Below are 25,826 nucleotides of genomic sequence, written 5' to 3' on the forward strand. Positions count from 1 at the left end.
GATGAAAGTTCTTAAAAACTAAGAAAAAACAGGATTTATTGCGGGCAATAAAAAGCCCTGCGATAAAGCAGGGCTTTTTCAGTACGGCTGGTTATTAAGCGTGCAGGGTCTCTGCGGCGTACAGAGTGTTTTCCAGCAGGCAAGCGCGCGTCATCGGGCCGACACCACCGGGTACCGGGGTGATCCAGCCAGCGCGGGGCAGGGCGGTGTCGTACACCACGTCGCCCACCAGCTTGCCGTCATCCTGGCGGTTGATGCCCACGTCGATAACGATCGCACCTTCCTTGATCCATTCACCTTTGACCAGTCCGGGCTTGCCGGCGGCAACCACGACCAGGTCGGCGCGGCCGACGTGGCCTGCCAGGTCTTTGGTAAAGCGGTGGGTGACGGTCACGGTGCAGCCGGCCAGCAACAGCTCCATTGCCATCGGGCGGCCGACGATGTTGGAGGCGCCGACGACTACTGCATCGAGGCCATACAGGTCGACACCGGTGCTTTCCAGCAGGGTCATGATGCCTTTTGGTGTGCACGGGCGCAGCAGCGGAATGCGCTGGGCCAGGCGGCCGACGTTATAAGGGTGGAAACCGTCGACGTCTTTGTCGGGCCGAATGCGCTCCAGTAATTTGGAGGCGTCCAAATGCTCGGGCAATGGCAGTTGCAGCAGGATGCCATCGATCTTCGGGTCGTCGTTGAGGCCGTCGATCAGGTCGGTAAGGGCCTGCTGGGTGGTCTCGGAAGGCAAGTCGTAGGCCTTGGAAATAAAGCCGACCTCTTCACAGTCTTTACGCTTGTGCGAGACATAAACCTGAGAGGCAGGATCGCTGCCGACCAGGATCACCGCGAGGCCCGGCGTGCGCAGACCTTGCTGGCTGCGCTCGGTGACTCGTTTGGCGATCTGCTGGCGCAGGCTGGCGGCGATTGATTTGCCGTCGATAAGTTGTGCAGTCATTACGCGTGATTAACCATCGAGAGGGGGAAGAAAAGTGCGCGCATTCTCGCATGCCAGGACGTTAGGGCAAAGGCGCTTGGTCTGCAAATTGCCCTAACCCCTTAAATAAAATGAATTTTTTTCAAAAAAGATTTGACGGGTTTCGAGGGCGTCTATACTATTCGTCGCACTTGTCGGGCACAGCCTAGCACTGGTTAAGAAGGTCGAGCAGAATAACGTGTTGTTCTGTAAGGCTGGAAGCACTTAGTTTGTAATCCTCCAAGAGTACAGATTAATAAGGCGCCCGTAGCTCAGCTGGATAGAGCATCCGCCTTCTAAGCGGATGGTCGCAGGTTCGAGTCCTGCCGGGTGCGCCATTAGGCAGCTTTGGCACAAGTAGCGCTATATGGTGGGCGTAGCTCAGTTGGTAGAGCACGGGATTGTGACTCCCGTTGTCGAGGGTTCGATCCCCTTCGTCCACCCCATATTTTAAAAGGCGCCAGATTAATCGTCTGGCGCCTTTGCTTTAAGAGCTTCAAGCGCGGATGTGGTGGAATTGGTAGACACACTGGATTTAGGTTCCAGCGCCGCGAGGCGTAAGAGTTCGAGTCTCTTCATCCGCACCAAATAAAGCCTGGCCCTGTCGAAACGCAGGGTAGGGCTCAACAAAGAAGTGGTTTGGTTTCTTTGTTAACGCAATATGGTGGGCGTAGCTCAGTTGGTAGAGCACGGGATTGTGACTCCCGTTGTCGAGGGTTCGATCCCCTTCGTCCACCCCATATTCGAAAGGCGCCAGATTTAACAGTCTGGCGCCTTTTTTGGTTTCAGCGGTTCGAAATATCCAGCGGCTGCAGGTAATGAGGCGCGACGGCAGGGCGTTTCGTCGTATTTATGTATCTCGATGATGCTGCGCTGCCTGCCAGCCCTGTTTGCGGGGTTGGCCGTCAGGGAGATGCATGACGACTTCTTCTATATATAGAAGGGGCGGCGCAGAGCCCTGGCGTGATGGGTTGTATTTGTCACCGGGGCGAGGTGCAGCAGTGCCTTCGTACCGATAAATTGCCGGCTGTTTTCGGGCGTATTTCCAGTAGGGTGACTTCTTGAGTTTGACCCACTAGAATGCATGCCCTTGATTGGGGTCGGAAATGGCCGGCTAACGTCTGTGCAACGAGGAATATCCATGCAAGTTTCTGTTGAAAATACTACTGCTATCGAGCGTCGCCTGAGCATCACCGTGCCGGCCGAGCGTATCGAGACTGCGGTCAACAAGCGTCTGCAGCAGACTGCCCAGAAGGCCAAGATCGCTGGTTTCCGTCCAGGCAAAGTGCCAATGAGCGAAATCAAGCGCCGCTTTGGTGCCGATGCGCGCCAGGAAGCTGTAGGTGACGTGATCCAGGCTTCTTTCTATGAAGCCGTTGTTGAGCACAAGCTGAACCCAGCGGGTTCGCCTTCGATCGAACCTAAGTCCCTGGAAGCTGGCAAGGACCTGGAATACGTTGCAACGTTCGAAGTGTTCCCTGAATTTGAAGTGGCCGGTTTCGACGGTATCGAAATCGAGCGTCTGAGCGCCGAAGTGGCTGATTCGGACCTGGACAACATGCTGGAAATCCTGCGCAAGCAGAATACCCGTTTTGAAGTGGCCGACCGTGCTGCCCAGAACGAAGACCAGCTGAACATCGATTTCGTTGGCAAGGTTGACGGCGAAGTATTCGCTGGCGGCTCGGCCAAGGGTACTCAGCTGGTGCTGGGTTCCAACCGCATGATCCCCGGTTTCGAAGACGGCCTGGTTGGCGCCAAGGCCGGCGAAGAGCGCGTTCTGAACCTGACGTTCCCTGCTGACTACCAGAACCTGGACCTGGCTGGCAAAGCCGCCGAGTTCACCGTGACCGTCAACAGCGTTTCCGAGCCTAAGCTGCCAGAGCTGAACGAAGAGTTCTTCGCTCAATTCGGCATCAAGGAAACCGGCATCGAAGGCTTCCGCACCGAAGTTCGCAAGAACATGGAGCGCGAGCTGCGTCAGGCCATCAAGTCCAAGGTCAAGAACCAGGTCATGGACGGTCTGCTGGCCGCCAATGCGATCGAAGTGCCTAAGGCCCTGCTGTCCAACGAAGTGGATCGCCTGCGCGTACAGGCTGTTCAGCAGTTTGGTGGCAACATCAAGCCTGATCAGCTGCCCGCTGAACTGTTCGAAGAGCAAGCCAAGCGCCGCGTCGTGCTGGGCCTGATCGTGGCTGAAGTGGTCAAGCAGTTCGACCTCAAGCCTGACGAAGACCGCGTTCGCGAAATGATCCAGGAAATGGCTTCGGCCTACCAGGAGCCTGAGCAGGTCGTGGCTTGGTACTACAAGAACGATCAGCAGCTGAACGAAGTGCGTTCGGTTGTGCTGGAAGAACAAGTTGTGGATACTGTTCTGCAGAAGGCTAAGGTGACCGATAAAGCGGTCTCTTACGAAGAAGCAGTCAAACCGGCGGAAGCAGCACAAGCCGACTGATTGTCCAACTCGTTGGAAATTCAACCATAAGCCAGCCTCGCGCTGGCTTATGCGTTTTCAAGACATGACTATTTGGGAGTAACTGCAGAGCATGTTCCGTAATTCCTATATTCAGCAGAACTCTGATATCCAGGCCGCTGGCGGCCTGGTCCCGATGGTTGTCGAGCAGTCCGCTCGTGGCGAACGCGCCTACGACATCTACTCGCGCCTGCTTAAGGAGCGAGTGATCTTTCTGGTAGGCCCCGTAGAGGACTACATGGCCAACCTGATCTGTGCGCAGCTGCTGTTCCTTGAAGCGGAAAACCCGGACAAGGACATCCATCTCTACATCAACTCCCCAGGCGGTTCGGTGACCGCAGGCATGTCGATCTACGACACCATGCAGTTCATCAAGCCGAACGTGTCGACCACCTGCATTGGCCAAGCCTGCAGCATGGGCGCATTCCTGCTGACCGCCGGTGCCCAAGGCAAGCGTTTCTGCCTGCCTAACTCGCGCGTGATGATTCACCAGCCACTGGGCGGTTTCCAGGGCCAGGCGTCGGACATCGAAATCCATGCCAAGGAAATCCTGTTTATTCGTGAGCGTCTCAACACGCTGATGGCCAAGCACAGCGGGCGCACCCTGGAAGAAATCGAGCGCGATACCAACCGCGACAACTTCATGAGTGCCGAAGCCGCGCAAGCCTATGGCCTGATCGACGCAGTGATCAATCAGCGCCCCGCTTAATATAAGCCGCTCAAAATAGGGCTGGTCGGCATGTCCGACCACCGGCGGGCTTGAAAAAGCCCGCATAAGCCTTCATCTTGTGTTGCAAGCCTATCGGATTTGGATCGAACGAATGACTGACACCCGCAACGGCGAGGACAACGGCAAGCTGCTCTATTGCTCCTTCTGTGGCAAGAGCCAGCATGAAGTACGCAAATTGATTGCCGGCCCCTCGGTCTTTATCTGCGACGAGTGCGTCGACCTGTGCAATGACATCATCCGTGAGGAGGTGCAGGAAGCCCAGGCCGAAAGCAGCGCGCATAAATTGCCTTCGCCTAAAGAAATCAGCGGCATCCTTGATCAGTACGTGATTGGTCAAGAGCGTGCAAAGAAGGTTCTGGCCGTAGCGGTGTACAACCACTACAAGCGCTTGAACCAGCGTGACAAGAAAGGCGACGAAGTTGAACTCGGCAAGAGCAACATCCTGCTGATCGGTCCTACAGGCTCGGGTAAGACCCTGCTTGCAGAAACCCTCGCTCGCCTGCTGAACGTTCCGTTCACGATCGCCGACGCCACCACCCTCACCGAGGCTGGCTACGTGGGCGAAGATGTCGAGAACATCATTCAGAAGTTGCTGCAGAAGTGCGACTACGACGTAGAGAAAGCCCAGATGGGTATTGTCTACATCGACGAAATCGACAAGATTTCGCGCAAGTCGGACAACCCGTCGATCACCCGGGACGTTTCCGGTGAAGGCGTGCAGCAGGCCCTGTTGAAACTGATCGAAGGCACGGTCGCTTCCGTACCACCACAAGGTGGTCGCAAGCACCCGCAGCAGGAATTCCTTCAGGTCGATACGCGCAACATCCTGTTTATCTGTGGTGGTGCGTTCTCCGGTCTGGAAAAAGTCATCCAGCAGCGTTCGACTCGCGGCGGCATCGGTTTCAGTGCCGAAGTCCGCAGCAAGGAAGAAGGCAAGAAGGTTGGCGAATCCCTGCGTGAGGTCGAGCCCGACGATCTGGTCAAGTTCGGTTTGATCCCGGAGTTCGTGGGTCGTCTGCCGGTCCTGGCCACGTTGGACGAGCTGGATGAGGCTGCTCTGATTCAGATCCTCACCGAGCCGAAAAACGCCTTGACCAAGCAATACGCCAAGCTGTTCGAGATGGAGGGTGTAGACCTTGAGTTCCGTACTGACGCTCTTAAATCGGTGGCCAAGCGGGCACTGGAGCGCAAGACCGGTGCACGTGGCCTGCGTTCGATTCTGGAAGGCGTGTTGCTCGACACCATGTACGAAATCCCCTCGCAGTCCGAGGTGAGTAAAGTGGTGATCGACGAAAGCGTCATAGAAGGTAAGTCCAAGCCACTGTATATCTACGAAAACAGTGAGCCGGCTGCCAAGGCTGCGCCCGACGCGTAAGCGTCTCGCAGTTTCGGTATAAACAAGGGGCCTTCAGGGGCCCCTTTGTTTTTACAACGTTTTTTGCCCCGAAGCGTTTACTGCGTTTAACTGCTGGCAATAAGCTTGTTTTTTTTGCATGCAGCCCCCATCTTGGCTTCAAGCTTATTTTTCATCTGTCATAGAGGCGAAATCATGAAGACCACCATCGAATTGCCTCTCCTGCCGTTGCGTGATGTCGTCGTCTATCCGCACATGGTTATCCCGCTGTTCGTGGGGCGCGAGAAGTCTATCGAAGCCCTCGAGGCCGCGATGACGGGCGACAAGCAGATCCTGCTGTTGGCCCAGAAGAATCCTGCTGATGATGATCCAGGCGAAGACGCCCTGTATCGCGTTGGTACCATTGCTACCGTGCTGCAATTGCTCAAGCTGCCTGATGGCACCGTCAAGGTGCTGGTGGAAGGTGAGCAGCGTGGTGCGGTTGAGCGCTTCATGGAGGTGGATGGCCACCTGCGCGCTGAAGTGGCGCTGATCGACGAAGTCGAGGCCCCTGAGCGCGAGTCAGAAGTGTTTGTACGCAGCCTGCTCTCGCAATTCGAGCAGTATGTGCAGTTGGGCAAGAAAGTCCCGGCTGAAGTCCTGTCGTCCCTCAACAGCATCGATGAGCCAAGCCGCCTGGTCGACACCATGGCGGCGCACATGGCGCTGAAAATCGAGCAGAAGCAAGACATTCTCGAAATCATTGATCTGTCGGCGCGTGTTGAGCACGTGCTGGCGCTGCTGGATGCCGAAATCGACCTGTTGCAGGTCGAGAAGCGCATCCGTGGTCGCGTGAAGAAACAAATGGAGCGCAGCCAGCGCGAGTACTACCTGAATGAGCAGATGAAGGCCATTCAGAAAGAGCTCGGCGACAGCGAGGAAGGCCACAACGAAATCGAAGAGCTGAAAAAGCGCATCGATGCCGCTGGCCTGCCGAAAGATGCCCTGGCCAAAGCCACTGCCGAGCTGAACAAGCTCAAGCAGATGTCGCCGATGTCGGCCGAAGCCACCGTGGTGCGCTCCTATATCGACTGGCTGGTGCAGGTGCCGTGGAAGGCCCAGACCAAGGTGCGTCTGGACCTGGCCCGGGCTGAAGACATTCTCGACGCCGACCATTATGGCCTCGAAGAAGTCAAAGAACGCATCCTCGAATACCTCGCCGTGCAAAAGCGCGTGAAGAAGATTCGTGGTCCGGTGCTGTGCCTGGTCGGGCCGCCTGGCGTGGGTAAAACCTCCTTGGCTGAGTCCATTGCCAACGCCACCAACCGTAAATTCGTGCGCATGGCCCTCGGCGGTGTGCGTGATGAAGCGGAAATCCGTGGTCATCGCCGGACTTACATCGGTTCGATGCCAGGAAGATTGATTCAAAAGATGACGAAAGTCGGCGTGCGCAATCCGCTGTTCCTGCTCGATGAAATCGACAAAATGGGCAGCGACATGCGTGGCGATCCGGCGTCGGCGTTGCTCGAAGTGCTCGACCCCGAGCAGAATCACAACTTCAACGACCATTACCTGGAGGTCGACTACGACCTGTCCGACGTAATGTTCCTGTGCACCTCCAACTCCATGAACATCCCGCCAGCGTTGCTGGACCGGATGGAAGTGATTCGTCTGCCGGGTTACACCGAAGACGAGAAGATCAACATCGCCGTCAAATACCTTGCGCCCAAGCAGATTTCGGCTAACGGCCTGAAGAAGGGCGAGATCGAGTTCGAAGTTGAGACGATCCGTGACATCGTGCGCTACTACACCCGCGAGGCCGGTGTACGGGGCCTGGAGCGCCAGATTGCGAAGATCTGCCGCAAGGCGGTCAAAGAGCATGCACTGGAAAAACGCTTCTCGGTGAAGGTGACGGCCGACTCCCTGGAACACTTCCTGGGCGTGAAGAAATTCCGCTACGGCCTGGCTGAGCAGCAGGATCAGGTAGGGCAGGTGACTGGCCTGGCGTGGACCCAGGTGGGCGGCGAATTGCTGACCATCGAAGCCGCGGTGATCCCAGGCAAAGGCCAGCTGATCAAGACCGGTTCCCTGGGTGACGTGATGGTCGAATCCATCACCGCCGCGCAGACCGTGGTGCGCAGCCGCGCGAAGAGCCTGGGGATCCCCCTGGACTTCCACGAGAAGCACGACACCCACATCCACATGCCGGAAGGGGCGACCCCGAAAGACGGCCCTAGCGCTGGCGTAGGCATGTGCACGGCCCTGGTGTCGGCATTGACTGGCATTCCGGTGCGTGCCGATGTCGCCATGACCGGGGAAATCACCTTGCGCGGCCAGGTATTGGCCATCGGTGGTCTGAAAGAGAAATTGCTTGCCGCACACCGGGGTGGTATCAAGACGGTGATCATTCCTGAAGAGAATGTTCGCGACTTGAAGGAAATTCCTGACAATATCAAGCAGGATCTGCAGATTAAACCCGTTAAATGGATTGACGAGGTCCTGCAAATTGCGCTGCAATACGCGCCGGAGCCCTTGCCGGATGTGGCTCCGGAGATAGTTGCTAAGGACGAAAAACGCGAGTCTGATTCCAAGGAAAGAATTAGCACGCATTAATGTGTTAAAGCCTGGGAGCTTCCTTGACAGCATTTTAGAGCCCTTGTTATAAAGCGGCTCTTAAGTGTCTGTAGGCCATTCAGCACTGGTTTTTGCTTTCATCAAAAAACTTAGAATCATACTCAATAGATATATAAGGGGACTTAGAGTGAACAAGTCGGAACTGATTGATGCTATCGCTGCATCCGCTGATATCCCGAAAGCTGCTGCTGGCCGTGCGCTGGATGCAGTAATCGAATCCGTCACTGGCGCTCTGAAGGCCGGCGACTCCGTGGTACTGGTAGGCTTCGGTACTTTCTCTGTGACTGACCGTCCAGCTCGCACTGGCCGTAACCCACAGACTGGCAAAGCACTGCAAATCGCTGCTGCCAAGAAACCAGGTTTCAAAGCCGGTAAAGCCCTGAAAGAAGCTGTTAACTAAGCTTCGATCCAGCCTTACCTACCCGGGTTGAACGTAGGTTCAACCTGGGAGCGGAGCGGCAGCAGACCCATGTATGCATCGGGTCGCCAAGCCGGGGGAGAACCAAAGCCCCCGTCCGCTCCGCCAGTTGCGAGAAGGCGCATCCTTGGATGCGCCTTTCTTATATCCGTACTCTACCCACGCTCCACGGTTGCCTATTATTGAAGTTCAACCGTTTCTGGGGGACGCATGCTGCAAAATATCAGGGACAATTCACAAGGCTGGATTGCCAAGACCATTATCGGGATCATCGTCGCATTGATGGCGTTCACCGGTATCGAGGCCATTTTCCAGGCTTCGGGTAACAGTAAGCAGGACGTGGCCAAGGTCAACGGTGAAGAAATCACCCAGACCGAGCTGAGCCAGGCCGTCGACATGCAACGTCGTCAGCTGATGCAACAGCTGGGCAAGGATTTCGATGCCTCCCTGCTGGACGAAAAACTGCTGCGCGAAGCGGCCCTCAAGGGGCTGATCGATCGCAAGCTATTGCTGCAAGGTGCTGCCGACTCCAAGTTTGGCTTCTCTGAAGCTGCACTGGACCAAGTGATCCTGCAGACGCCGGAATTCCAGGTGGACGGCAAGTTCAGCGCCGAACGCTTTGACCAGGTGATCCGTCAACTGGGCTACAGCCGTATGCAATTCCGTCAGATGCTGACCCAGGAAATGCTAATCGGCCAGGTTCGCGCAGGTATTGCCGGCAGCGGTTTCGTCACCGATTCCGAAGTGCTGGCATTCGCGCGTCTGGAAAAACAGACTCGCGACTTCGCCACCGTCAACATCAAGGCCAACCCTGCCGCGGTGAAACTCACCGACGACGAGGTCAAGGCTTACTACGACCAGCACGCCAAAGAATTTATGACCCCGGACCAGGTGGTCATCGACTACCTGGAACTGAAGAAGTCTTCCTTCTTCGACCAGGTCAGCGTGAAGGACGAAGAGCTGCAGGCGGCCTATCAGAAAGAAACCGCCAACCTCGCTGAACAGCGTCGTGCGGCGCACATCCTGATTGAAGTCAACGACAAGGTCACCGACGCGCAAGCCAAGGCGAAGATCGAAGAAATCCAGGCGCGCCTGGCCAAAGGTGAAAAATTCGAAGCCCTGGCCAAGGAGTTTTCCCAGGATCCTGGTTCGGCCAACATTGGCGGCGACCTCGGTTTTGCTGGCCCTGGCGTCTACGATCCAGACTTCGAAACCGCCTTGTACGCGTTGAACAAGGACCAGGTCTCGGCACCGGTACGCAGCACTTTCGGTTGGCACTTGATCAAGCTGTTGGGCGTTGAGGCACCGCAAGTGCCGACGTTCGCTAGCCTTAAAGACAAGCTGACCAAGGAGCTGAAGACCCAACAGGTTGAGCAGCGTTTTGTTGAAGCGACCAAGCAATTGGAAGATGCGGCGTTCGAAGCTTCCGACCTGGCCCAGCCGGCGTCCGACCTGAAACTGACCGTGCACACCTCCGCGCCGTTTGGCCGTGAAGGTGGCGAAGGTGTTGCGGCCAACCGTGCCGTGGTCACCGCTGCGTTCAGCCCGGAAGTGTTGGATGAAGGTGCCAACAGCACCGCCATCGAACTGGATCCGGAAACCATCATCGTACTGCGTGCCAAAGAGCACCTGAAACCTTCGCAACTGCCGCTGGAAAGCGTCAGTGCGGCGATCCGTACGCAGATGGCCAAGGAGCGCGCCAGCGCGGCTGCCAAAGCTCATGCTGACGAACTCATCGCCAGCCTGCGTGATGGCAAGACTCCACTGAACCAGCCGGTCGACGGCCAGGCATGGAAGGTCACTGAAGCGGCTACCCGTAGCCAGGAAGCGATCGATCCTGCCGTGCTGCAAGCCCTGTTCCGCATGCCCAAGCCTGCGACCAAGGACAAGCCGACCTTCACCACGGTGACTCTGGCGGATGGTAGCCTGGTGATCGTGCGCTTGAACGGCGTCAATGAAGCCGCTGCCCCAACGGACGAAGAAAAGGCGCAATATCGCCGTTTCCTCGCCTCCCGTGTCGGTCAGCAGGACTTCGCGGCTTACCGCAAGCAGTTGGAAACCAAGGCTGACATCAAGAAGTTCTGATGGCGGTTTGAAAGAGAAGCCCCCGGCCTGAAAAGACCGGGGGTTTTTTTATGTGCGCTAGACTGCGCGTACGTTATCGCCGATCAGGGAGTTTCAAGCGTGTCTATTCATGGAAGAGAGGACTGGATAATCCGTCGCGCCAGCGCAGCGGACGCCCCGGCAGTGCTGCAAGTGTTTGACGAGGTGATTGCCTGGTTTGTAGGGATAGGGAATACCGTCCAATGGGGCACCGAGCCTTGGTCGGCATTGCCCCGGCGAGTGGCGCAAGTCACAGAAGCGTGTGCGATGCCGGATGCGTGGGTGGTCGAGGCTCCCGAGGGGCGGGTCCTGGCGGCACTTGTGCTGGGCGAACCCATGCCTTACGTGCCGCCAGCGTCCGGGCCGGAGGTCTATGTGCGATTGCTGATTGCCGCACGTGATGCGCGTGCGCGTGGGTTGGGCCGGCATCTGTTGGCCTTCGCCGATGAGCGGGCCCACGCTGCCGGGGTGGGGCGCCTGCGCGTGGATTGCTACGCCGGCGGCACGGGTGACCTGGTGCGTTTTTATGAGGCTTGCGGGTATCAGCGTATTTCAACGTTCGATCTTGAAGGGTGGCCGGGCCAGTTGTTGGGGCGCTGTCTGTAATCCGCCGGCCAGAGCCAGTAGCATCAGCAATACAACGGCCCAGGCAAATGCGCAGGCCCCCCAGCCCTGGAGTAACACGCCACCTACCAGGCCGCCGCCTGCGATGCCCAGGTTCCAGACGGTCACCAGCATCGATTGCGCGGCATCGGCCGACTCGCCCGCCGATTGGGCCAGTGCCGTTTGCAGCAAGGCAGGTAACCCGCCGAACGCCAGGCCCCATAATGCCACGGCGACGTAGATGACCGCTGGCAGGTTGATCCAGAACGCCAGCGCCAAGGCGATCAGGCCAAACATCGTGCAACTGATCAGCAGCAGTACGCGCAGCCATCGATCAATCAGCACACCGGCCATCCAAATGCTCAACAACGCTGCAAGGCCGAACACCAGCAGCACCTGATCAATGTCGGCAGCAATCCCTGCCGGCACCAGCAGCGGTGCGATGTAGGTGTAGAGAATGTTGTGGGCCAGTACATAGGTGAAGGTCACCCACAGCACCGGACGAATCCCCGGCAAGGTCAGCACTTGATGCAATCCCAGGCGTTTTCCTGCCGGCTCGCCCGCAAAGTCCGGGAGTTGCCAGCGCGCCCATGCCAGTAGCACCAGTGTCAGTCCAGTCATGATCGCAAAGCTCAGGCGCCAGCCAACAGCGGCCCCGAGGAAGGTGCCTGCTGGTACACCCAACGACAGCGCCAGCGGTGCGCCAAGCATTGCCACCGCAATTGCCCGGCCTTGCAGGTGTGGCGCAACCATCCGGCTGGCATAACCGGCCAGCAGCGCCCACAGCAGTCCGGCCCATACACCGGCTAAAAAGCGCGCCACCAGGGTCAACCCGTAATGACTGGAAAGGGCGGTCACGCTGTTGACCAAGGCGAAGCCGCCAATGGCTAACAGCAACAAGGGGCGTCGTCGCCAGCCACGGGTCAGCAGCGTCAGTGGAATGGCTGCCAGCAGTGACCCCAGGGCATACACCGTGACCATTTGACCGACTAAAGCGGGTGATACGCCCAGCCCTTCGCCTATTTGCGGCAGGAGCCCGGCGGGCATGGCTTCGGTGAGGATGGTGATAAAACCCGCGCTGGCCAAGGCCAGTAAGCCGCTCAACGGCAAGGTGTCCCGCCGGTCTGTCACTGCGGGGTCGGTAAGGGAGGTCATCGCGCTCTATCCATGCAAAAGGGTAAGCAGGCAGGGTAAGGGGCTGTGGTCAGCGGAAAAACAGGCTAAGGTTCCGGACTTATCGGACTTAAACGTCCGTAATCATCAAGGACCCTTCCATGGACAGTCTGGGCAGTCTTTCCGTATTCGTGCAGGTGGCGGAGACCCGTAGCTTCACCGCCGCCGGGCGGGTGCTGGGCGTCTCGTCGTCGGCCGTGGGCAAAAGCATCGCGCGGATGGAAGAGCGCCTGGGTGTGCGGTTGTTTCATCGCAGCACCCGCAGCATCACTTTGACCAGCGAAGGCGCGCTGTTCCTTGAGCGTTCGCGGCGCATCCTGGCCGAGGTCGAAGCTGCCGAGCAAGAACTGAGCGACGCCAGCGCAACCCCTCGGGGCAAGTTGCGTATCAGCGTGCCGCAAGTGCGCGGCTTGCTGATGCCGGTCCTCAGCGACTTCATGCGCGCCTACCCGGACATCGAGTTGGATGTGGATTTTTCCGACCGCATGGTGGATGTGATCGAAGAAGGGTTCGACGCGGTGATTCGTACCGGCAAGCCGGAAGATTCGCGGCTGATGGCCCGTCATCTGGGGCATTACCAGTTGGTGCTGGTGGGTACGCCGGGTTATTTTCGCGAATATGGCACCCCGCAACAGCCGCAGCACCTGAGCGACCATGCCTGCCTGCGCCACAAGTTCTGCGCGACCGGCAAGCTGGAGCCCTGGCCTTTGCGGCGAGCACCGGGCGCCCCCGAGTCCATCTTGCGTGGGCCGTTCGTCAGCACCACCATCGAGTCCCTCAACCATGTCGTGCACGAAGGCTTGGGCATTGCTTGCCTGCCGGACTATATGGTCAACCAGGCTGTCGCCGAAGGGCGTCTGCAGAGGGTGCTGGATGATTACCTGGAGCATCGCGGCAGTTTCTGGATGCTCTGGCCATCAAGTCGCCACGCCTCGGCCAAACTGCGCGTGTTTATTGATCATATGTGCGCAGGGCTGTTTCCTACAGGTGGCGTCGTGTAAGGCTGTGACGTTTTACCGACAGGAATGCGCGCGCCAAGGCAGCGTTCTGTTGCACAATACCGCCCGGACTGTTTTCCTCAGGATTTTCAATGTCGACATCATTTCACTTGCGTAGCCTCGGGCTGGCGCTGGTGCTGGCGGGCGCCGCGGGCTGCTCGTCACCCAAGACCGCCATTTATGAACATGAGAATTTCGACGACTCCGGTACGTTTTCCCGGGATTACCCCGTCACTGACGTCGCCGCGTGCGAAGCCGCGCGACGCGCCTTGCTGAGCCAGGGCTACATCATCACCAGCAGCGATCCGAAACTGGTGGTGGGTAACAAGAGCTTCCAGCAGACCGGCGAGACCCATCTGCAGATCAGCTTCAACGTGGTATGTGCCGATGATGGCAAAGGCACCAACCATTCGACGATGTTCGCCAACGCCTTGCAGGATCGCTACGCGCTGAAGAAGGTCAACAACTCCGCGAGCCTGGGTGTGGGCGTGCTGGGCTCGGTGTCGATGCCGATCGGTTCCACCGATGACTCCATGGTGAAAGTAGCGAGCGAGACCGTGTCCGCGCCGAAGTTCTACGAGCGTTACTTTGCGCTGGTGGATGTGTTCCTACCGCAGGAAGTGAAGAAGGCCGAGCATATTCCCGAGCAGCCGAAAGCCGAGTTGGGGGTGCCGGAACCCAAGGCAGCTCCGGCTGCCGAGAAGGTTGAGCCGCCGAAGGAAGAGCCTGCGGTCTCCCAGCCTGTCGCTCCACCTGCCGAGTCCGCGCCAATTGCGCCGCAGGCAGAGCCCGCTCCAGCCACCAGCAACCCGGACCTGCCACCGCCGACAGAAGCGATTCCGCTCCTACCGGCGCCGTCGCAGTAACTTAGACCGCTACGGGGTTGGCCTTGTCGACGTTGATCCCGTAGCGGCTGATGGCTTCACTGACTTTCTCGCGTCCGATCACGCCGTCATCCGCCAAGGCCTTCAAGGCCGCCAGCACGATGAAATGCCGGTCCACTTCGAAGAACGCCCGCAAGGTTTCACGGGTATCCGATTGCCCGAAGCCGTCCGTGCCCAGCGCCACAAAGCGCCGGCCGGGTACGAAAGGTCGGATCTGATCGGCGAACAGCTTCATGTAGTCCGTCGCCACCACCACCGGCCCCGTTTCACCGGCCAGGCATTGCTCCACGTAGCTCACCCTTGGCTCGCTCTGCGGGTGCAGCAGGTTCCAGCGCTCCACTGTATGACCGTCACGGCGCAATTCGGTGAGGCTGGTTGTGCTCCACACATTACTGTGCACGCCGAAGTCCTCCTGCAGCAGCTCAGCCGCCGCGATCACTTCGCGCAGGATTGAGCCACTGCCCATCAATTGCACCTGGGCCTGCTGGCTGGTACTGAGCCGGTACATGCCCTTGAGAATGCCGTCTTCCACGCCTTCGGGCATCGCCGGGTGCGGGTAGTTTTCGTTGAGCAGAGTGATGTAGTAGTAAATGTCCTCTTGTTGCTCATACATCCGCCGCATGCCCTCGCGAATGATCACCGCCAACTCGTAGGCGAACGTCGGGTCGTACGACACGCAGCACGGGATCACCGACGACAGGATATGGCTGTGCCCATCGTCATGCTGCAAGCCTTCGCCCATCAACGTGGTGCGGCCGGCCGTGGCCCCCAGCAGGAAGCCGCGCGCGCGTGCATCGCCTGCTGCCCAGGCGAGGTCGCCGACCCGCTGGAAGCCGAACATCGAATAGAAGATATAGAACGGCACGGTCATCAGGCTGTGGTTGCTGTAGGACGTACTCGCCGCGATCCACGAGGAAATGGCGCCGGATTCATTCAGGCCTTCCTGCATGATCTGTCCGTCCTTGCTTTCCTTGTAGTAGCTCAATTGCCCCGCGTCCTGTGGAGTGTAGAGCTGGCCTACGGCGGAGTGGATGCCGATCTGACGGAACAGGCTTTCCATACCGAAGGTGCGCGACTCATCCGGTACGATGGGCACGATCAGTTTGCCCAGGTGCGGGTCCTTGAGCAGGGTGCCGAGGATGCGCACGAAGGCCATGGTGGTGGAAATCGCCCGTTCGCCGGTGTCCTTGAGCTGTGTGGCGAAGGCGGCCAGTTCGGGAATCTGCAAAGGCTCGACCGCACTGTGGCGCGCAGGTACGTAGCCGCCCAGGGCCTGGCGGCGTGCGGCGAAGTAGCGGGCTTCTTCGCTGTCGGCGGCGGGCTTGAGGTAGGGGATGTCGGCGAGCTGATCGTCCGCGACGTCCAGGTCAAAGCGATCTCGGAAAGCTCTTACCGCATCGGCGCCCATTTTCTTCAGTTGGTGATTGATGTTCTGGCCTTCGCCTGCTTCACCCATGCCAAAACCCTTGACGGTTTTCGCCAGGATCACGGTGGGCTGGCCGTTATGGCGCACGGCCGCCGCATAGGCGTTGTAAACCTTGTCCGGGTCATGCCCGCCCCGCGAGAGTTTCCAGATTTCGTCGTCGGACATGTCCGCAACCAGTGCGAGTAATTCCGGGTATTTGCCGAAAAAGTGTTCGCGCACATAGGCGCCGTTCTGCGACTTGTAATTCTGATAGTCGCCGTCCACGCATTCCATCATGCGTTGGCGCAGCAGGCCGCTCTGGTCTTTGTCCAGCAGGGCGTCCCAGCCACTGCCCCAGATCACTTTGATCACGTTCCAGCCGGCAGCGCGGTACAGGCTTTCGAACTCCTGGATCACCTTGGCATTACCACGCACCGGGCCGTCCAGGCGTTGCAGGTTGCAGTTGACCACGAAGATCAGGTTGTCGAGTTTCTCGCGCCCGGCCAGGGAAATGGCGGCCAGGGATTCCGGCTGGTCCATTTCGCCATCACCGAGGAAGGCCCAGACCTTGCGCCCTTGGTGCTGTTTGAGGCCGCGCAATTCTAGGTAGCGCATAAAGCGCGCCTGATAAGCGGCGGTGATGGGGCCGAGGCCCATGGACACGGTAGGGAATTGCCAGAAGTCCGGCATCAGCCTTGGGTGTGGGTAGGAGGAAATACCGTCGCCACCGGCCTCGCGGCGGAAGTTGTCGAGTTGCGCTTCGCTGATGCGGCCTTCCAGGTAGGCGCGACCATAAATGCCGGGGGAAGAGTGGCCTTGGATATACACCAGGTCGCCATCAAAGCTGTCGGTGCGGCCACGAAAGAAGTGATCGAAGCCTACGTCGTAAAGTACTGCGGCTGACGCATAGGTCGCGATGTGCCCACCGACCCCCGAGTGTTTGCCTGCACGCAACACCATCGCCATGGCGTTCCAGCGGATAAACGCGTTGGTACGCCGCTCGATAACGACGTTGCCGGGGTAGGGCAACTGACGGTCCACCGGGATTGTATTGACGTAGGGCGTGGTCACCCGCCCGTAGAAATCGCCATGCCGCGCCACGTCGAAATCCAGCAACTGATCGATCAGGTAGTGGGCGCGCGGGCGGCCTTCGGTGGACAGCACCGATTCGATGGACTCCAGCCACTCGCGGGTTTCCTGTGGATCGTCGTCGCGTCTGACTGCGTTGTTCGGGGTCATGTGAGGCTCCAGGGTAGGCGGATTTCAAGCGGCGTGCTCCTTGTGGGAGTGCCGGCAAATGTAATTGCAATTGCAACTACATGGCCGAATCTAGCGCGGGATGAGCTACTATTGCAACCTTCTTGAAATTGCCCGGATGGTGTTGCATGTCGTCGAAAGAGCCTGATGTCTGGTTTCGGTTTGTCAGGGCCCACAGGACGGTCATCCGCGAGATCGAGCGGCGCCTGGCAGAGGCGGACCTGCCGCCCTATGCCTGGTATGACGCGTTATGGGGCCTGGAAAGCGGCCCCGACGGTACTCGCCGCATGCACGAATTGGCTGATGTGCTGGCCATCGAGCGCTACAACCTCACGCGCTTGGTCGACCGCCTGGAAAAGGACGGCCTAGTGGTGCGCTCCCGCTCCGACGGCGACGGCCGTGCGGCATTTGCCTCGATCACCGGGTCGGGCCGGGAGCTGCGTAAAAAGATGTGGAAGATCTACGAAAGCACGGTGGATGAGCTGTTCCTGTCACAGATCGAGCCTGAGCAGCGCCAGGCTTTCGCCGACGCGCTGGAGCGCACCGCCGGGCTGGCGATGGAGGCGGGCGCCCAGACCCGCAGCCGCCGCAAAGTCTGAAGGCCCTCGACAAAACCTTGTAGGCGCCGGCAAGCCCGCGCCTACAGTCCATCGTATACCAATGCATAGCGATTCATCGCTGCCTCCACTTGCAGTGCATCGATGCACCCTTCATCCGCCAACGCCCTGAGCGCAGCCACCACAATCCAATACCGACTCGGCGCCGACGCCTGCACCGAGCCCGCGCCCAACGCTACGAACCGCGCATCCACGTGTGCCCCTAACTGGTCGACAATCGCTTGCGGATAGCCGGTCACCGCAATCACCGGTGCTGCACTTCCGGCCAGACAATTGCGCAAATGACAGCTGCGCTTGGGCACTCCGGGGTGCAGGCGATTCCAGCGTTCAACCGCAGCAGCTTCGCGGGCCAGTCGTGTGTAGCTGGGGCAGCTCCACAGTTGCGCGGTGATGTTCCAGTCCTGTGCCAATAAGCGCTTGGCCTGCACCACCTCTGCAAGCGCCCGGCCTGCGCCGAGCAATCGCACATCCCCCCGCGTGTCCTGCTGCAGCGGGTACATGCCCTCGAGTACGGCTTCACGGTCCTGCTCGCTCAGGGGCGTTGCGCCTTCATGATCATGCAGGGCCAGGTAATAGAACCCGGGCTTGCCGTCGACATACAGGCTACGCAACGCCGCCAGCACAATCGCACGGGCCTCTTCGCCCGAGGCCGGGTCATACGGCGTACAGCACGGGTGGGTGGCCAGCCACAACGGTAAGGAAGGTTGCGCACCCTTGGGCCAGCGGGAGGGCTGGTTTTCAATGTCGTTGCACAGAATGCCGCGCTGTTGGGTGACGTCCGACAGCGCACTCAGTTGCGCGGACGATTGCGCACTGTGCAGGTACAGCAAAGGTTTTTCGGTGGTATTACGGGCGAACCAGCCAGGCCAGTTACCCATGCGCCGGGAGCTTGACTGGCCGCGGATCACCCAGGCCTGGCGGCTGAGTTCAAGGGTATTGGCCATGTTGATGACGGTGTACAGCGGTGAGTGGCGGGTGGGGGCGGCTGTGCTCAAGGCGTTGATGCAGAGCTGCGCGGCGTGTGCGGTAGCGGCGGTCATGGAGAGGATCACCTGGCGACGAATGTCATTACCTTAACGGAAACCTACATATGATTGCAATTGCAATGATTGCAATAGTTCCTCTAAGGCCAAGTGCTAAATCCATATGGCGCTGCTACGTTTAATCCTTGAGTGCAGGAACGTCATGACGTCGACATTTTTTAGTCATCACGGCACTTTAGGCTGGTGATGCAGGTCATTTATCTGCAGCCACTCTTAACTCAAAAAGGAGTCCACCATGGACGATTACCAGGAAGAACTGCTCGAGTACCACGCGATTGAGTTGGACCCGCTGGAACCGGCTGACGATGCCACTGAGCTGTAAGACCGACTTCAGGCGGAATGCCGCTGACTGCGGCGAAATTCCCCTGGGGTCTGGTTGTTCCACCGCCTGAAGGCCCGTTGAAACGCCTGGGCCGAGGCAAAACCGAGCAAGTAGGCGATCTCGCCGAATGCCAGTTCCGTATCGCGAATGTAGGTCATGGCCAGGTCGCGGCGGGTGTCGTTGAGAATCGCGCGGAACTGAGTGCCTTCGTCGGCCAGTTTGCGGCGCAGCGTCCAGGTGGGCAGCTTCAAGCGTGCCGCCACTTCTTCCAGGTCGGGTTCCCGGCCGCCATTGAGCATAGGCCCGAGCAACCGGGTAATGCGCTCGCGCAGGCTGCGGGTGCGCGTCAATTGCTCCAACTCTCGCTCACAAAGTTGTAACAACAGGTTCCAGGTACTCGGGCAGTGCTGCGGGTTGCGCAAAGCCAGGGTCTGCTGGTTGAGGCGCAACTGGTTGGCCTCGGCACCGAAGTGGACGTCGCCCAGCACGCTGTATTGATCGTTGTACTCCGGTGCTTCAAATTCGATGTCGATGCGCTGCGCCTCCACCGGTTGCTGGGCCAGGCTCGACAACTGGTGCAGCCAGCCGGCGATGATCGAGTCCACCACAAAGCGGTTGTAGGCGTTGTAGGGGCTGATGGAATAGAAGCGCAGCCAGGCGCCTTCGGCATCTTCGACAAAGCTCGACTGCCCGCGATAATTGGAGCCGTACAGCGCTTCGAAGCGGGTGAGCGCGCGCGCAGCTTCGCGCACGTTGGGGGCTTGAGCGGCGGTCACGCCCGCCAACCCGCCTTGGCTCAAGCGGCTGAGCTGGCCCATGCGCAGACCCAGGCCCGGGTCGCCGGTGAGTTGGATAGCGGCATGGCCAAGACGCATGTAGCGCGGGATCGACAATCGTGCACCGGCCTCGGCCAGGCGCGCCGGGTCGAGGCCGTATTGCAGCAGCAGTGGCTGCGGGTCCAGGCCGTGGCTGTGGATGGCGTCGGCCAGGGCGTGCACGAAGCCCACCGACAAATCCCCCAGCCGTACGGGCTTCACAGCCAGATATTCAACAAGCGCGCGCCACGGGCTTCGCCATCGGCGCTGACTTGCCCGTTGCTGCTGAGAAAGCTGTGCCCGGCAGTGCCCAGGTCCCAGAACTGGCCGCGCAGGAACACGCTCATGCCGGCGCTGGCCTGGCTGATGGGGGGCTGGCTGATCAATGTAAGACGGCGCCAAGCCTCGCCCTCGCTGAGTTCTTCGGGCTTGAGGCTGATTTCTGTCGGGGTGGACACGCTTTTGAATCCACGCCAAGGACGGTCCCAGGTATCACGGCCAAGCACGAAGGCCGGTACCGCGATCAATTGCGCGCCTTGTTCGTTGAGTTTGCGGTAGTTGTCCGGGTACCAGCTGTCGCTGCCTACCAGTACACCCAGTCGACCAGCCGGCGTGTCGACCACGCTGACGACGTTTTCATCACCGGGCTCGATAAAACCGCGTTCATCGTAGATCGGGTAGAGCTGGCGCTGCGGATCGCCGATCGGCAAGCCATCGGCGGCAAACACCACGCTGGCGTTATACAAGGCACCATGGCCGACGTGCAGCTGGCCTTGGCTGACACTTGGGTTGGGCAGGGTGATGGAGCCCGCCACCAGCGTGACGCCGAACTCCTTGGCGAGGCCACCGAACAGCACTTGGTAATCCCGTGCCATGCCGTCGGCTTTCATGCGCAGGTAGGCATCGTCGGTGCGGTTGTCGCCAGTGGCGCTGATCCAGGCGCGGGCGAACAGCAGCGGGTTGCTGACCGACAGCCAGTTCATCGCATCTTTAGCGTGGAGAGCCTGGTACACCTCGTTCTTTTCGCCGGTCAGCATCAGCCAGGTACCGATGTGCTCAGGTAGCACCACGATGGTCTTGTCGTTGATCAGCCCCTGGTCGCGGGCGTTTTGCAGGTAGGCCGCAAGCTTCAGGTGCAGGCGTTCCAGGCTCTGGTAGTCGGCGGGGAACAGCTCTGGCTGGATGCCCAGCAAGTTGCCACGGTCGGCAGGCAGGCCTTCGTTGACGGCAAGGGTAATACGCAGGTCCGACAGGTAATGCGCCACGGGGCGCTCCTGGGTCCAGACCAGATACGCGGCGACGGCGGCAACCAGGGCCATGGTGACGGTAAAAGCTAGAAGTTTACGCATGGGGGAACAGACAACAGACCGTGTGCAGGGTTCGCCGACTAGGGTAGGGCCCATGGGCCGGCTTGCCAAGGGGGGCTGTGCATTTGGATCAATAACTTGTCAGTTTCAGTCATTGAGCCGTTGTCCACCGCCTCTTAGTCTGTGGGACATAAACCGATGGCAGGCCATTCGAGCCTTCCACGTCCCGTGATGATCCGTTGTGGAGCTTGACCATGACCGCTGTTGCCTACCCGCACCTGCTGGCCCCGTTGGACCTGGGTTTTACCACCTTGCGCAACCGTACCCTGATGGGGTCGATGCACACCGGCCTGGAAGAAAAGCCCGGCGGTTTCGAGCGCATGGCGGCCTACTTTGCCGAGCGCGCCCTGGGCGGCGTCGGCCTGATGGTCACCGGCGGCATCGGCCCGAATGACGAGGGCGGTGTGTATGCCGGTGCGGCCAAGCTGACCACCGACGAAGAAGCACAAAAGCACAAGATCGTGACCAAGGCCGTGCACGAAGCGGGCGGCAAGATTTGCATGCAGATCCTCCATTCCGGCCGGTATGCCTACAGCCCCAAGCAGGTTGCGCCCAGTGCGATCCAGGCGCCGATCAACCCGTTCAAACCCAAGGAGCTGGACGAAGAGGGCATCGAAAAGCAGATCCAGGATTTCGTCACCTGCTCGTTGCTGGCCCAGGTCGCCGAGTACGACGGCGTGGAAATCATGGGGTCCGAAGGCTACTTCATTAACCAATTCCTGGCAGCTCACACCAATCATCGCACCGACCGCTGGGGCGGTAGCTACGAAAACCGTATGCGCCTGGCCGTAGAAATCGTGCGCCGTGTGCGTGAAGCCGTGGGCCCGAACTTCATCATTATCTTCCGTCTGTCGATGCTCGACCTGGTGGAAGGCGGCAGCACCTGGGAAGAAATCGTGCAACTGGCCAAGGCCATCGAGGGCGCCGGTGCGACCCTTATCAACACCGGGATTGGCTGGCACGAAGCACGCATCCCGACTATCGCCACCAAGGTGCCCCGTGGTGCGTTCAGCAAAGTCACCGCCAAGTTGCGCGGTGCGGTGCAGATTCCGCTGATCACCACCAACCGTATCAACACCCCGGAGATCGCCGAGCAGATCCTCGCTGAGGGCGATGCCGATATGGTGTCCATGGCTCGCCCATTCCTGGCCGATCCGGACTTCGTCAACAAGGCCGCCGCCGGGCGCGCCGATGAGATCAACACCTGCATCGGCTGCAACCAGGCCTGTCTGGACCACACCTTCGGCGGCAAGTTGACGACCTGCCTGGTCAACCCTCGAGCGTGCTACGAGACTGAACTCAATTACCTGCCCGTCAAACAGATCAAGAAGATTGCCGTGGTGGGTGCCGGCCCTGCGGGCTTGGCGGCGGCCACTGTGGCGGCAGAGCGCGGACATCAAGTGACCCTGTTCGATTCCGCCAGTGAAATCGGGGGCCAGTTCAACATTGCCAAACGTGTACCGGGCAAAGAAGAGTTCTTCGAAACCCTGCGCTACTTCAAGCGCAAATTGCAGACCACTCACGTCGAGCTGTGCCTCAACACCCGCGTTGATGTGGCGCAACTGACAGCAGGCGGTTACGACGAGATCATCCTGGCCACCGGTATCGCACCGCGTACCCCGGCGATTCCAGGCGTCGACAACGCCAAGGTGCTGAGCTACCTGGATGTGATCCTCGAACGCAAGCCCGTGGGCAAGCGCGTCGCGGTGATCGGCGCGGGCGGTATCGGTTTCGACGTGTCGGAATTCCTTGTGCACCAGGGCGTGTCCACAAGCCTGGACCGCGAAGCGTTCTGGAAGGAGTGGGGCATCGACACCCAACTGCAAGCCCGTGGCGGCGTGGCGGGGATCAAAGCCCAGGTGCATGCTCCGGCGCGTGAGGTGTTCCTGCTGCAACGCAAGACCTCCAAGGTCGGTGACGGCCTGGGCAAGACCACCGGTTGGATCCACCGCACCGGTTTGAAGAACAAACAGGTGCAGATGCTCAACAGCGTCGAGTACCTGAAGATCGACGATGAAGGCCTGCACATCCGCATCGGTGCCGAGGGCGAGCCCCAGGTGCTGGCGGTGGACAACATCGTCATCTGCGCCGGCCAAGACCCACTGCGCGAATTGCAGGACGGCCTGGTGGCGGCCGGCCAGAACGTGCACCTGATTGGCGGCGCCGACGTGGCGGCCGAACTGGACGCCAAGCGCGCCATCAACCAGGGCTCGCGACTCGCGGCCGAGCTGTAAGACCCGAAGCGGGGCGGTGTTAGACTACCGCCCCGTTTTTCATGCAGATTCCTCCCGATGGGTCCCTTCGATTGGCTTCCCCACGCCCCGCTTGAACCTTTGCGCCTGGACTGGCTGAGCGGTGTCGAGTTGGCCGTGCTGCGCCTGGACCGCATCGACCCGCTGATCAGCGGCAACAAGTGGTTCAAACTCACCGGGCATCTGGCGCAGGCGCAAAATGCTCGCGGCATCATTAGCCTGGGGGGCGCGTACTCCAACCATCTGCACGCGCTGGCGGCGGCGGGAAAGCGGTTTGGTTTTCCTACCGTCGGCCTGCTGCGCGGACATCCCCAAGACACCCCGACCGTCCTTGACCTGAAAGCCTTCGGCATGCACCTGCATTGGCTGGGTTATGGCGGCTATCGTGCGCGGCATGAGCCGGCGTTCTGGCTACCTTGGCGCGAGCACTATCCGCATCTTCATCCCGTGCCCGAAGGCGGTGGCGGGCTTGCCGGCGCGAGTGGCTGTGGTGTGCTGGTCGAACAGGCTCGCGCGCAGTTGCAAGCGCTGGGCTGGGCTGATTACGACGCTTGGTGGTTGGCGGCGGGTACGGGGACCACGTTGGCGGGGTTGGTGCTTGCAGAGGCGGGGGCGCATCCGGTTTACGGCGCCTTGGCCGTGCCGGATGATCACGGTGTGGCACAGAACATCGGTGCCATCGTACAGGCGGGCTATGAGTTGCTGGACGCCAGCCGAGGTGGCTTCGCCAAAGTCGATCCCGTGCTGCTCGACTTCATCGACACCACGCAGCAAACGTGTGGCCTGCCCTTGGAGCCGCTCTACACCGGCAAGGCGTTAATGGCCTTGAAGGCGCAGGTCGAGGCCGGGCGCTTCACCCCCGGCACTCGCCTGATCTTCGTTCACACCGGCGGCCTTCAGGGCCGTCGAGGCTTCACGGGTTAGCGCGCTTGCCCGGCATCATGCGCAATGCCGTGTTGTCCCGCAGGATGTAGTGGTGGGCGATCCCCGCCAGTGCATGCAGCCCGATCAGCCAATAACCGACCTTGCCAAACCACACATGCCACCCCTCGATCTGTTTGGCCAGGTCCTTGTTCTCGCCGATCAACGGCGGCAATTCCATCCCGTAGAACATCACCGAATGACCCTCGGCACTGACAATCAGCCAACCCGCAATCGGCATGCCGATCATCAATGCGTACAGCGCAACGTGCATCAGGGTCGCCAACAGGGTTTGCCATTGCGGCGGCGCCGGCACGATCTTCGGCGCCACGCCCAGGCTGCGTGCGAACAACCGCAGCCACACCAGCACAAACACGGTGAGGCCGAACATGAAGTGCATCTCCACGATCAACGTTCGCGCACCGCTGCCTTTGGGAAACTGGCCGCGTAATTCAATGCAGGCGTACACCACCGCCAGCAGCACCACCATCAACCAGTGCAGCGCGATCGACATGCTGCTGTAGCGTGTATCGGAGTTTTTCCACGGCATCGCTGGGTTCCTCACTCATCAGGGCAAACCTCCATTCTTGGGTGATGGAGTCCTTTTACTGTATGCCGGTTTTGAGCGGTTTGCCTGGCGTAAGTGGCGTAGTTTTGACCTCGATCAGTAGCTCTGTGGCATTTCTCCACGGGCCAGCCGTGCATTGATGTCGAGGATGACCGCCGGCAGGTCATTGATCGTGTCGATCAGGTAATGCGGGCGCGAGCCTTCGAACATCGCCTCGATACGCTTGCGTTCGCTGGCCAGGGCGGCGCCGTCCAAGGCACGGAACTGCTCGTAGGTCAGGCCCAGGGCATTGCCGGAGCAGGTCAGGGCCACGGTCCACATCCCGGCGCGGCGGCCTTCGAGGATACCCGGTACGGTGTCGTCGACCTTCACGCACGCCGCCACATCGTCAATACCCAGTGCAATCACGTTGGCCAGCGCCTGGGCTGGCCATGGGCGGCCATTGGGCACCTCGTCGGTAGCGACCACATGGTCGGCGATATAGCCGTTGGTGGTCGCCAGCGCGACGACTTTATCCATGACTTGCTTGGGGTAGCCGGAGCAGGAGCCGATCTTGATGCCTTGCACGCGCAGCCGGGCAATGGTGTCGAGGGCGCCGGGGATCAGCGCCGAGTGTTCGGCGATTTTCTCGATCTGCAAGGGCATGAAGCGCTGGTAGATGGCAGTCACGTCGTCATCCGTGGGCGTGCGGCCGAAGGCTTTGCGGTAGCGTTCGGCGACCTGTGGCTGGTCGCAGAGGGTGCGGATGTGGTCCCACTTGCCCATGCCCATCGGGCCACGGGCTTCTTCGATGGAAACCTGTACGTCGAACTCGGCAAAGGCCTCGACAAAAATCTGCGTGGGAGCGAAGGAGCCGAAGTCGACCACGGTGCCGGCCCAGTCAAGGATGACGGCCTGGAGGGTGTTGGGGTTTTGATAGTTCATCATTCAGATCCTGTGGGTTATG

The 25,826-nt window shown here is 59.8% G+C and carries 20 protein-coding genes and 4 tRNA genes; 16 read left to right on the forward strand and 8 right to left on the reverse strand.

Going from position 1 to position 25,826, the window contains the following annotated elements:
• Nucleotides 1-94: 94 nt before the first annotated feature.
• On the reverse strand, nt 95-949 hold the full coding sequence (gene folD / locus AB4O08_RS23265) for a bifunctional methylenetetrahydrofolate dehydrogenase/methenyltetrahydrofolate cyclohydrolase FolD (protein WP_010209410.1): 855 nt from the start codon (nt 947-949) through the stop codon (nt 95-97).
• Nucleotides 950-1,228: 279 nt separating this feature from the next.
• Here folD and AB4O08_RS23270 point away from each other — a divergent pair.
• From AB4O08_RS23270 to AB4O08_RS23320, 11 genes are all read left to right on the forward strand, one after another.
• Nucleotides 1,229-1,305 (forward strand) — tRNA-Arg (locus AB4O08_RS23270).
• 32 nt (nt 1,306-1,337) lie between these two features.
• Nucleotides 1,338-1,413, forward strand: a tRNA-His gene (locus tag AB4O08_RS23275).
• Between the two features lie 56 nt (nt 1,414-1,469).
• Nucleotides 1,470-1,554: transfer RNA gene (locus AB4O08_RS23280), tRNA-Leu, on the forward strand.
• 77 nt (nt 1,555-1,631) lie between these two features.
• Nucleotides 1,632-1,707, forward strand: a tRNA-His gene (locus AB4O08_RS23285).
• A 401-nt stretch (nt 1,708-2,108) separates the two neighbouring features.
• On the forward strand, nt 2,109-3,419 hold the full coding sequence (gene tig / locus AB4O08_RS23290) for a trigger factor (protein ID WP_010209411.1): 1,311 nt from the start codon (nt 2,109-2,111) through the stop codon (nt 3,417-3,419).
• 91 nt (nt 3,420-3,510) lie between these two features.
• Complete coding sequence (gene clpP / locus AB4O08_RS23295) at nt 3,511-4,146, forward strand: ATP-dependent Clp endopeptidase proteolytic subunit ClpP (RefSeq protein WP_021492827.1); 636 nt, start codon at nt 3,511-3,513, stop codon at nt 4,144-4,146.
• A gap of 112 nt (nt 4,147-4,258) precedes the next feature.
• On the forward strand, nt 4,259-5,542 hold the full coding sequence (gene clpX, locus AB4O08_RS23300; protein ID WP_010209414.1) for an ATP-dependent Clp protease ATP-binding subunit ClpX: 1,284 nt from the start codon (nt 4,259-4,261) through the stop codon (nt 5,540-5,542).
• A gap of 174 nt (nt 5,543-5,716) precedes the next feature.
• Complete coding sequence (gene lon, locus AB4O08_RS23305; protein ID WP_010209415.1) at nt 5,717-8,113, forward strand: endopeptidase La; 2,397 nt, start codon at nt 5,717-5,719, stop codon at nt 8,111-8,113.
• A 148-nt stretch (nt 8,114-8,261) separates the two neighbouring features.
• Complete coding sequence (locus AB4O08_RS23310) at nt 8,262-8,534, forward strand: HU family DNA-binding protein (RefSeq protein WP_003174819.1); 273 nt, start codon at nt 8,262-8,264, stop codon at nt 8,532-8,534.
• Nucleotides 8,535-8,762: 228 nt separating this feature from the next.
• A complete protein-coding gene (locus AB4O08_RS23315) occupies nt 8,763-10,637 on the forward strand; it encodes a SurA N-terminal domain-containing protein (protein WP_154973355.1) in 1,875 nt (624 codons plus the stop codon).
• Nucleotides 10,638-10,736: 99 nt separating this feature from the next.
• Nucleotides 10,737-11,261 carry a GNAT family N-acetyltransferase gene (locus AB4O08_RS23320; protein ID WP_074900423.1) on the forward strand — a complete coding sequence of 175 codons (525 nt, stop codon included), beginning with the start codon at nt 10,737-10,739 and terminating at the stop codon, nt 11,259-11,261.
• Here AB4O08_RS23320 and AB4O08_RS23325 read toward each other — a convergent pair.
• A complete protein-coding gene (locus AB4O08_RS23325; RefSeq protein WP_044287394.1) occupies nt 11,208-12,413 on the reverse strand; it encodes an MFS transporter in 1,206 nt (401 codons plus the stop codon). The genes AB4O08_RS23320 and AB4O08_RS23325 overlap by 54 nt on opposite strands.
• A gap of 119 nt (nt 12,414-12,532) precedes the next feature.
• On the opposite strand from AB4O08_RS23325, the gene AB4O08_RS23330 reads away from it, so the two are divergent.
• Together AB4O08_RS23330 and AB4O08_RS23335 are read left to right on the forward strand one after the other, a co-directional pair.
• Entirely contained in the window at nt 12,533-13,432 is a 900-nt protein-coding gene (locus AB4O08_RS23330) for a LysR family transcriptional regulator (protein WP_010209419.1), read from the forward strand.
• 89 nt (nt 13,433-13,521) lie between these two features.
• Nucleotides 13,522-14,295, forward strand: a complete 774-nt coding sequence (locus tag AB4O08_RS23335; RefSeq protein ID WP_460114378.1) for a DUF2242 domain-containing protein — start codon at nt 13,522-13,524, stop codon at nt 14,293-14,295.
• A gap of 1 nt (nt 14,296) precedes the next feature.
• Here AB4O08_RS23335 and aceE read toward each other — a convergent pair whose 3' ends face one another.
• Nucleotides 14,297-16,957: a pyruvate dehydrogenase (acetyl-transferring), homodimeric type gene (gene aceE / locus AB4O08_RS23340; RefSeq protein WP_042572099.1), complete on the reverse strand. Its 2,661-nt coding sequence runs from the start codon at nt 16,955-16,957 to the stop codon at nt 14,297-14,299.
• Between the two features lie 146 nt (nt 16,958-17,103).
• Between aceE and AB4O08_RS23345 the strand changes: the two genes are divergently transcribed.
• Complete coding sequence (locus tag AB4O08_RS23345; protein ID WP_010209424.1) at nt 17,104-17,574, forward strand: MarR family winged helix-turn-helix transcriptional regulator; 471 nt, start codon at nt 17,104-17,106, stop codon at nt 17,572-17,574.
• A gap of 41 nt (nt 17,575-17,615) precedes the next feature.
• Here AB4O08_RS23345 and AB4O08_RS23350 read toward each other — a convergent pair whose 3' ends face one another.
• From AB4O08_RS23350 to AB4O08_RS23360, 3 genes are all read right to left on the reverse strand, one after another.
• Nucleotides 17,616-18,632 carry a transketolase-like TK C-terminal-containing protein gene (locus AB4O08_RS23350; RefSeq protein ID WP_021492823.1) on the reverse strand — a complete coding sequence of 339 codons (1,017 nt, stop codon included), beginning with the start codon at nt 18,630-18,632 and terminating at the stop codon, nt 17,616-17,618.
• A gap of 333 nt (nt 18,633-18,965) precedes the next feature.
• A complete protein-coding gene (locus tag AB4O08_RS23355; protein ID WP_460114379.1) occupies nt 18,966-19,994 on the reverse strand; it encodes an AraC family transcriptional regulator in 1,029 nt (342 codons plus the stop codon).
• The gene (locus tag AB4O08_RS23360; RefSeq protein WP_021492821.1) at nt 19,991-21,121 is read right to left on the reverse strand and encodes a carbon-nitrogen hydrolase family protein; all 1,131 of its coding nucleotides are present in this window, start codon (nt 21,119-21,121) and stop codon (nt 19,991-19,993) included. The genes AB4O08_RS23355 and AB4O08_RS23360 overlap by 4 nt, the downstream gene beginning before the upstream one ends.
• 212 nt (nt 21,122-21,333) lie before the next feature.
• Between AB4O08_RS23360 and AB4O08_RS23365 the strand changes: the two genes are divergently transcribed.
• Together AB4O08_RS23365 and AB4O08_RS23370 are read left to right on the forward strand one after the other, a co-directional pair.
• Nucleotides 21,334-23,373 (forward strand): oxidoreductase, encoded by a 2,040-nt coding sequence (locus AB4O08_RS23365; RefSeq protein ID WP_460114380.1) that lies wholly within the window; start codon nt 21,334-21,336, stop codon nt 23,371-23,373.
• Nucleotides 23,374-23,430: 57 nt separating this feature from the next.
• On the forward strand, nt 23,431-24,315 hold the full coding sequence (locus AB4O08_RS23370) for a 1-aminocyclopropane-1-carboxylate deaminase/D-cysteine desulfhydrase (protein WP_042572102.1): 885 nt from the start codon (nt 23,431-23,433) through the stop codon (nt 24,313-24,315).
• Here AB4O08_RS23370 and AB4O08_RS23375 read toward each other — a convergent pair.
• Nucleotides 24,305-24,862 (reverse strand): cytochrome b, encoded by a 558-nt coding sequence (locus AB4O08_RS23375; RefSeq protein ID WP_021492818.1) that lies wholly within the window; start codon nt 24,860-24,862, stop codon nt 24,305-24,307. The two genes, AB4O08_RS23370 and AB4O08_RS23375, sit on opposite strands and share 11 nt — an antisense overlap.
• A gap of 114 nt (nt 24,863-24,976) precedes the next feature.
• The gene (gene phnX, locus AB4O08_RS23380; protein ID WP_460114381.1) at nt 24,977-25,804 is read right to left on the reverse strand and encodes a phosphonoacetaldehyde hydrolase; all 828 of its coding nucleotides are present in this window, start codon (nt 25,802-25,804) and stop codon (nt 24,977-24,979) included.
• Nucleotides 25,805-25,826: the final 22 nt, after the last annotated feature.

It is taken from the genome of Pseudomonas sp. H3_E07, from assembly GCF_054668895.1.

Coding starts and splice junctions, on each gene's coding strand:
- folD (WP_010209410.1), bottom strand. CDS start 949: ATGACTGCACAACTTATCGACGGCAAATCAATCGCCGCCAGCCTGCGC.
- tig (WP_010209411.1), top strand. CDS start 2,109: ATGCAAGTTTCTGTTGAAAATACTACTGCTATCGAGCGTCGCCTGAGC.
- clpP (WP_021492827.1), top strand. CDS start 3,511: ATGTTCCGTAATTCCTATATTCAGCAGAACTCTGATATCCAGGCCGCT.
- clpX (WP_010209414.1), top strand. CDS start 4,259: ATGACTGACACCCGCAACGGCGAGGACAACGGCAAGCTGCTCTATTGC.
- lon (WP_010209415.1), top strand. CDS start 5,717: ATGAAGACCACCATCGAATTGCCTCTCCTGCCGTTGCGTGATGTCGTC.
- AB4O08_RS23315 (WP_154973355.1), top strand. CDS start 8,763: ATGCTGCAAAATATCAGGGACAATTCACAAGGCTGGATTGCCAAGACC.
- AB4O08_RS23325 (WP_044287394.1), bottom strand. CDS start 12,413: ATGACCTCCCTTACCGACCCCGCAGTGACAGACCGGCGGGACACCTTG.
- AB4O08_RS23330 (WP_010209419.1), top strand. CDS start 12,533: ATGGACAGTCTGGGCAGTCTTTCCGTATTCGTGCAGGTGGCGGAGACC.
- AB4O08_RS23335 (WP_460114378.1), top strand. CDS start 13,522: ATGTCGACATCATTTCACTTGCGTAGCCTCGGGCTGGCGCTGGTGCTG.
- aceE (WP_042572099.1), bottom strand. CDS start 16,957: ATGACCCCGAACAACGCAGTCAGACGCGACGACGATCCACAGGAAACC.
- AB4O08_RS23345 (WP_010209424.1), top strand. CDS start 17,104: ATGTCGTCGAAAGAGCCTGATGTCTGGTTTCGGTTTGTCAGGGCCCAC.
- AB4O08_RS23350 (WP_021492823.1), bottom strand. CDS start 18,632: ATGACCGCCGCTACCGCACACGCCGCGCAGCTCTGCATCAACGCCTTG.
- AB4O08_RS23360 (WP_021492821.1), bottom strand. CDS start 21,121: ATGCGTAAACTTCTAGCTTTTACCGTCACCATGGCCCTGGTTGCCGCC.
- AB4O08_RS23365 (WP_460114380.1), top strand. CDS start 21,334: ATGACCGCTGTTGCCTACCCGCACCTGCTGGCCCCGTTGGACCTGGGT.
- AB4O08_RS23370 (WP_042572102.1), top strand. CDS start 23,431: ATGGGTCCCTTCGATTGGCTTCCCCACGCCCCGCTTGAACCTTTGCGC.
- AB4O08_RS23375 (WP_021492818.1), bottom strand. CDS start 24,862: ATGCCGTGGAAAAACTCCGATACACGCTACAGCAGCATGTCGATCGCG.
- phnX (WP_460114381.1), bottom strand. CDS start 25,804: ATGAACTATCAAAACCCCAACACCCTCCAGGCCGTCATCCTTGACTGG.